Here is a 6,534-nt window from a genome sequence, read left to right on the forward strand (position 1 = left end):
AAACCTTCTTTTAAAAAGCGTCCGGGATGCCTCGATAGCAGCTGATCATATAGTAATGGCCGCAGCTGATGAAGGGCTCGGCAGCTGTTGGATAGCGCTCTATGAACAGGACGATATATGCCCCGTTCTCGATGTACCGCGGCATTGCTATGTCGTGGCTATAGTCACAATCGGATATCCCGATGAAAAACCTGACGCCAAACCTAGAAAGCGGCTATCGGACATAGCGAGCTGGAACTCATTCAAAAGAAATCCATGGAGCTGTGCATAACAAATGGCCAAGGATAACCCTGGAATAAAAATAATCGCCAAGAACAAGAAGGCATTCTTCCAGTATGAGATCGTCGAAAAGATAGAGGCCGGAATGGTTCTTACTGGCAGCGAGGTCAAGAGCCTTCGCGACGGACACGGCAGCCTCGCAGATTCCTACGCAGTCATAAAGAGCGGCGAGGTATTTTTACATCACGCACATATCGCCCAGTACCCACCAGCAACCTATACAAACCATGAGCCTCGCAGAACCAGAAAACTCCTGCTTCATGCGAGGGAGATCGACAAACTGGAAGGAAAACTCAAACAGAAGGGACTGACGCTCATCCCAACCATGATATATTTCAAAAAGGGAAAGGCTAAGGTCGAGCTGGCCCTTGGCAAGGGAAAACAGAAATTTGACAAACGCGAATCCATAAAAAGACGTGAGACCAATCGGACCATAGCCAGGATGATGAAGCGCTGACCCCTATGCCGGCAGACTTGACTGCCGATCCTTTATAGAGTACCGTTTCGCTCCAGCTCTTTTAAAATAAGGATTTCCGGGCGCGAATAGATTTCGACGCGGATTATGGGGTGCACGTGGCATGCCGACCCGTCATCAAGTCGAAAACTGATGGCAAAAAACCAAACGGCGAATCTTACGCCCTAGCTGCTTAACAATAAGCAGCCGCCAAGCGGGCGACGCCTACTGACCCGTAAGGCGCCAATTAGCAGGCTTTGCCGAACCGAGTCCTCCTCTGCGAGGCTAGGCGAGAACCAGTGAGGATAGCCGGCGTTTTATCCCGTCCCCGGGAGCCGACGACGGTGAAATTCAAAACGGGGAACAAGCATGTAGATGCGTGCATGAAGTATTCGCGGACGAGGGTGCAATTCCCTCCGCGTCCACAGGGCGCCAGGCCGTTTCGAGTCGGCTCGGCGCCTCAAATTTATCCTGTCAAATTAAGTAGTTATCAATTGCGATGACCCGCTTTCGGGGAATGTACAAATTTCCAAAATTGCCGATTAATGCTTGGCAACATCCCCCTCTCTGTTAGATTACCTCCTGGATACAACGAAAGGAGAGACGATGAAGCTTTCAGAAAGAGGCGCCATAAGGTCAGCGATCTCCGATGGGGGAATACATCTTTACCCCGCCGGCAAACTGACTGACATCATCACGAGCTCGCTATCCGGAGATAAACTCGATGGCGATTTCAACCCGGAATCCACAGCCGCAAAACTGCTTTCGGTTGCAGGCCCTTCCGATCCTGACGCATCGGAAATTTTTAAAAAAGATATCGCAACAGTTGCCGACAGAGTTTCCAAAATGGAGCCTGAATATAGGATAGAACCCGTTTTCGAAAAGATGGCACAGTCTCTTCCAGCGATGGCTAAGAGGTATTATGGTTTGAATGATCTTGAATTCACCACCCCCAAGGTGATCGAATACTATTTCGAAGGTCACAGCGAAATTTACAAAGATGCCGACTGGTTTGCGTTCAACGTCAATCATTCAGAAGCGAAAGAGCTGGGCGTTCCATTCGGAATCTATTTCAAAAGAAGCCAGGTTACCCCGGGAATGCCGGAGTACGTAACTATGCATGAAGCTAATCATGTCATGCAGGAAAAGGCCGCCTCCGCAAAAGGATACCACTCGTACATACCATGGTTTGACGAAGGATTCGCCGACGCGCTCGGCAGGATGATGCTCTATCGCGCCACCGAAGATGAAGAGATGCTCCGCCGGGTTAAAAATTTTCGAACCGAAATAGACGTAACCGACCCAAGAAAGGTCACCTACCACTACGGCGAAGAGACAGCCATCCTGACGCTCCTTCGAGGCCGCCTTCCGTTTGCCAGGGCTTTGATGTCACTTCGCAAAAATGATCCGTTCTCGGTTGATTGGGATGCCTACGCCAATTTCATAAAAAGCGGGCTTGATCCTCACGTGGCTATAATCAAGGCTTACGCAGGGAAAAAGCCGGAGAATTTCAGAAAGGCCCTCGATCGGGACGAAAAAAAATTCCGAACCGAGAGCGACCTAGATCAGATGGATTTGAGGGTGCTTTCGATGTTCTGTGCGACTCAGGCACCAGCTACACTCCAAGCTTCGGAATACAAGACCTGCATGTGGCTGCTTGAAGAGGTCGAAAAAAGGCCGTCGCCATATTTCATCGATCCGGAAATAATTCCATCGACAATGAGAGCGAAGGTTCCCGATTGGAAGGAGGAAATGGCCGTGCCGGCAGCATCTATACCGGCCGAATTATGGGACAAAGCCCCTGAAATTAGTTTGAAGGTCCTTATTCCTGAAAATGCCATTCCCGAAAATTTGAAAGCGAGTACCGCTAAATTGACGACGATGTATTTTATAATAAAGCGAACGATCGGCGGCACCACTTACTACGAGCCCTTCGGAGGAGGACTGCCGTACAGGATTAAAACCGGTGAAATAAGATGTTCATACTGACAACCAAAACACGATACCAAAAATCGGGAGGATGATATGAAGATTGCAAAGACTTTGATGGTCGTAATGGCGGTCGTGATGGCGCTTGGAATGCAGTCCTGCGACAGGAGGCGCGGTGAGGTCGGAAGCAGCTCCAATCCGGTGAGATTTTATTTCATGCCCCTCAAGGGAACCGATCTCTACAAACAGTACGCCCCAGTATTGGAAAAATATATCGAGGCAAACTCGGGGCTTAGCGTAGAAACTATCGAAGCGCCCGACTTCATAACGATCATAAAAAACTTCGGCGAAAAAAAGGCTGACATCGCATTCATAAATACACTTGGATATCTTATGGCACATGACTGGGCCAAGGCCGAAGCATATCTGCAGATGCTCTATGACGATGTCTACAGAACCTATCGCGGTGAAATTCTGGTTCGCGCCGATAGCGAAATCAACGACATTTCGGATCTGAACGGAAAAAAGATCGCCTTTGCAGATCCCTTTTCAGCAGGAGGATATTTATATCCTCTCAAGCTGCTTAACGAAAACAAGGTCAAGGTCAAAGATACCGTATTCGCCGGCGGACATCTCAAGGGGATAGAGATGCTATACAACGGACAGGTGGATGCCGCCGCCACTTATCATTCACGCCCTGGAATCTTGGGTGAGGAAAAAGATGCTCGTATAGAATTTTTAAAAAAGTATCCTGACATAATGACGAAGATAAAAATTCTCGCACTCACCGATGAAATACCAAACGGCCCAGTGACACTGAGAAAGGATCTCCCGGAAGACGTGAAGGCCAAGCTCGTTGGAGCAGTCATATCATTCGCCAAGACTCCCGAAGGAAGAGATGCTCTGCTAAACCTTTACAATGTTACCGGACTCGCACTGGCCGACAATGCAAACTATGATGACGTGAGGGAAACCCTCAAGGAGCTGGGCAAATCTATTGATGAGGTAGTGCCGGGCGGGATAACCTTCTACAGAAAAAATGCTGAAGCATGGCTGGAATACTAATCGCCGATAAGCATCGCACAAACAAAACGCCCTGCGTAGCTTCTACGCGGGGCGCTTTTTATGCGATCGATAAAAAACTATTTCCCCTTTTGAGCCCTGATCTCTTCTACGTTTTTCACCTCGCGGATCGAATCGAGGGCGGTGCCATCGAGATATTTTACAACGCCCACAACCCTGTCACCAAACACCGGTTTGAGCGGCTTTGGAAACTCTGAAGCCTTCGACTTGGCCAGCGACACCGCTTCATCCATGGACACGAATTTCACTCCGTATCCCTGCATCTTCTTTTTGAGTTCAATATTTCTCGCCGCCTTGGCGTTAGTTTTTTGATCATTGATGATCATTCCATCCGGAGTCATTATGAAATCCACAAAATATCTCCCTGGCGTAGAAACGGTCGTAACGCTATCCCTTAAAATTATATTTCCTCTCCTGTTAAGCGGCGCCTGAACTATCACTACCGACGCACCATGCGCAACTTCAGTATGACCGCCTATCGCCTTGGATGGGATCCCGTTTGAGAACGTGGTTACATTGACGTCAAAATTTCTATCAACCTCTATCGCTCCCAAAAGAGCCACATCCAGAAGACCTGTAACCGGCGCCCTGTAAGGCGACCCGTATTGAAGCATGTCCATCGGGGTATTTACATGCCACATAGACCTCATCGTTATCGCTGCGACGCGATCGAAACACTGTCCGTTATAAAGCTGTTTCACGAGACCAGCATTTACCGCAGCGATGAGATCCTCCGTGACTCCGCCTATCATCATATCGATAGAAATCCCTTCTTTCGCCAGATGGTTGATAGCAGCAAGCCCCGTTCCAGAGCCAAGCTGCACACACGGCAGTCGATCTTTTATCTCCATGGCCTTAACAACAGATACTATATTCGAAAGAGTCTTAAGCCTCTCGGGAGTGATGTTCTGCGTAGCCGTTTCACCTGAGGAAAGCCCGTGGTTATCGCCGATAGTAGGAACCTCCACCACGTCGGTGACCTGCTGCATGCCTATCGATAGGTATGGGGAGATTCCGCTGATAAGGTCATCCGTCAAAACGACAAAGCCTTTACGCGAAAATTTAGCATCGGGGACCATGAATGAAGCAAATCCAAAGACGGAATTGGGCAACCCGCGCCACCCGTTGCAGTTGCCGAATCTATCTGAGGAGCTCGCTGCGCAAAAAGCCACGTCTATTTCGAGTTGACCGGTTTCAATATCGGCTGCCCTGCCGGAATGGCTTCTCGTTTCAAAGATGTGTTTCATCCCACCGGATGCTATGAGATACCCGAGATCGCCGCGAACCGATCCGCCGCGAATCTGCACGACGACTCCCTTTTCTATCGCTTCCATTATTATCGGGATATGGCATGGAAAGAGCGATGTCGGAGCAAGAACGAGGTTCCTGAAGTTCATATCTATGATTACGCGCATAACCTGTTCGAGGACGGCATCTCCATTTCTCAAGCCGTGATGAAACGATATCGTATCGCCATCAACAAGCCCCGTCCTCTCTATCGCATCGCGTATAGATCCGCGAACTTTGCTTTCGGTCCTGGTGCCCCTGAAAACTTCGGGAATAAACTTGGGAACATAATCTATGTCGGGACCTTTAAAGGGTCTGTAGGATTCCGGGATATACCTGCCTATTGCGTTTTTGATCAGGTTTGCCGTCATCTGTCACCTTTTCATCGCTTGCCGGAATTCAACTGCCATAGCATCGCTAAAGCAGAACCATACCTCTCCTTCAATACGGCATCGTCTTTGGACTCCGGTTCGTTGGGCATGGATACGAATGGAACATCGACACCACACACGCTTAAATACCCATGAGATTTTCCATAGGTAATTTTTTTCCAATCATTCTCTATGAAGAAACCGTACATATCCTTGTCCGGAACCTTATGAAAGAGTATCGAGCCTTTCTCGTCCTTTTTGTAGCGGGCAGAGTTTTTTCTGTATGACTCTTCAAATGACACATCTATATAGAGTATAGCTGCGTCTTTAAGGATGGATAAATCTATCTTGGAAAGGCTATCCATAAAACCGTCATCCTTGCCTCTGGCAAATTCTATCAGCAGCGTTCCGGTTTTGAAAAAGTTTTCATCGGATGCACGCTTCAATATCGCCTCGTTGAACTTACCCATCTGAGAGCTGCGAAATTTGGGAACGGTGAGATTATATCCCTCTTCGGTATGTTCTGAATAAAGCCTGGCCTCTCCTCTGGCTTCCCTCTTATCATCCTCAGTGCATGCCTCCCATATCCACGGGAAATCATCCACCTCTTCAAATTCTCCTATATGAAACAGCGACGCCCGCTCGTCGCGCGTAAGCTTTTTCATATAGTCGATAAATTCGGACTTTCCTGCAGCCGGTCTTCCGAGTATAAAAAGGTTTCTGAAGATATTCATATCGTTCCTTTCTTCAAGATCGCCTGTTTCGGAAAAGCTCGTAGAGCGCCCCCATCGCATCCTCATATCTCTTGCTCAGCAAGACAGGATCCTTGATTTCAGGTTCGTTGAGAACCGTTACGAACGGGACATTCACCCCATCCGCATTTATGTAACCTGAGCTTCGGGACTTGGTCACAGCATCCCAGTCATCGGTCTTGTAGAACGCCTCCATCACCCTTTTGGTCGCCATGTGCGCCAATATGGAGTGCTTCTTCTTTTCCTCGTATCTGGCTATATTCCGCCGCCACGACTCCTCGTATGAAACCTTTATGTAGAGTATGGCCGATTTTTCCAAAATTTCTTTCGACAGCCTTTTGAAAGCCTGGGCATAGGCGTTTTCTCCGCCGCGTGAAAA

7 protein-coding genes and 1 other RNA gene are annotated in these 6,534 nt (G+C 48.5%); 5 read left to right on the forward strand and 3 right to left on the reverse strand.

The window, feature by feature from the left end:
- From GX659_05185 to GX659_05205, 5 genes are all read left to right on the forward strand, one after another.
- A partial coding sequence (locus tag GX659_05185) for a hypothetical protein (protein ID NLD28182.1) occupies positions 1-271 on the forward strand: 271 nt, incomplete at its 5' end.
- Between the two features lie 3 nt (positions 272-274).
- Positions 275-736 carry an SsrA-binding protein SmpB gene (smpB, locus tag GX659_05190; protein NLD28183.1) on the forward strand — a complete coding sequence of 154 codons (462 nt, stop codon included), beginning with the start codon at positions 275-277 and terminating at the stop codon, positions 734-736.
- 78 nt (positions 737-814) lie between these two features.
- Positions 815-1,161: a transfer-messenger RNA gene (ssrA, locus tag GX659_05195) on the forward strand.
- A gap of 178 nt (positions 1,162-1,339) precedes the next feature.
- Positions 1,340-2,722, forward strand: coding sequence for a hypothetical protein (locus tag GX659_05200; GenBank protein ID NLD28184.1), 1,383 nt, complete (start codon positions 1,340-1,342; stop codon positions 2,720-2,722).
- Positions 2,723-2,758: 36 nt separating this feature from the next.
- The gene (locus tag GX659_05205) at positions 2,759-3,727 is read left to right on the forward strand and encodes a phosphate/phosphite/phosphonate ABC transporter substrate-binding protein (GenBank protein NLD28185.1); all 969 of its coding nucleotides are present in this window, start codon (positions 2,759-2,761) and stop codon (positions 3,725-3,727) included.
- Positions 3,728-3,804: 77 nt separating this feature from the next.
- On the opposite strand, the gene GX659_05210 is transcribed toward GX659_05205, so the two are convergent.
- The 3 genes from GX659_05210 to GX659_05220 all read right to left on the reverse strand — a co-directional run.
- Positions 3,805-5,403, reverse strand: coding sequence for a hypothetical protein (locus GX659_05210; GenBank protein NLD28186.1), 1,599 nt, complete (start codon positions 5,401-5,403; stop codon positions 3,805-3,807).
- A gap of 11 nt (positions 5,404-5,414) precedes the next feature.
- Positions 5,415-6,137, reverse strand: coding sequence for a hypothetical protein (locus tag GX659_05215; protein NLD28187.1), 723 nt, complete (start codon positions 6,135-6,137; stop codon positions 5,415-5,417).
- Between the two features lie 13 nt (positions 6,138-6,150).
- Positions 6,151-6,534 (reverse strand): hypothetical protein (locus GX659_05220; protein NLD28188.1); only part of this gene is annotated, 384 nt, incomplete at its 5' end.

Source organism: Myxococcales bacterium (assembly GCA_012513515.1).
GTDB lineage: Bacteria > UBA10199 > UBA10199 > 2-02-FULL-44-16 > JAAZCA01 > JAAZCA01.

Excerpts from the sequence above, each read along its gene's own strand:
- smpB (NLD28183.1), top strand. The coding sequence starts at position 275 with ATGGCCAAGGATAACCCTGGAATAAAAATAATCGCCAAGAACAAGAAG.
- GX659_05200 (NLD28184.1), top strand. The coding sequence starts at position 1,340 with ATGAAGCTTTCAGAAAGAGGCGCCATAAGGTCAGCGATCTCCGATGGG.
- GX659_05205 (NLD28185.1), top strand. The coding sequence starts at position 2,759 with ATGAAGATTGCAAAGACTTTGATGGTCGTAATGGCGGTCGTGATGGCG.
- GX659_05210 (NLD28186.1), bottom strand. The coding sequence starts at position 5,403 with ATGACGGCAAACCTGATCAAAAACGCAATAGGCAGGTATATCCCGGAA.
- GX659_05215 (NLD28187.1), bottom strand. The coding sequence starts at position 6,137 with ATGAATATCTTCAGAAACCTTTTTATACTCGGAAGACCGGCTGCAGGA.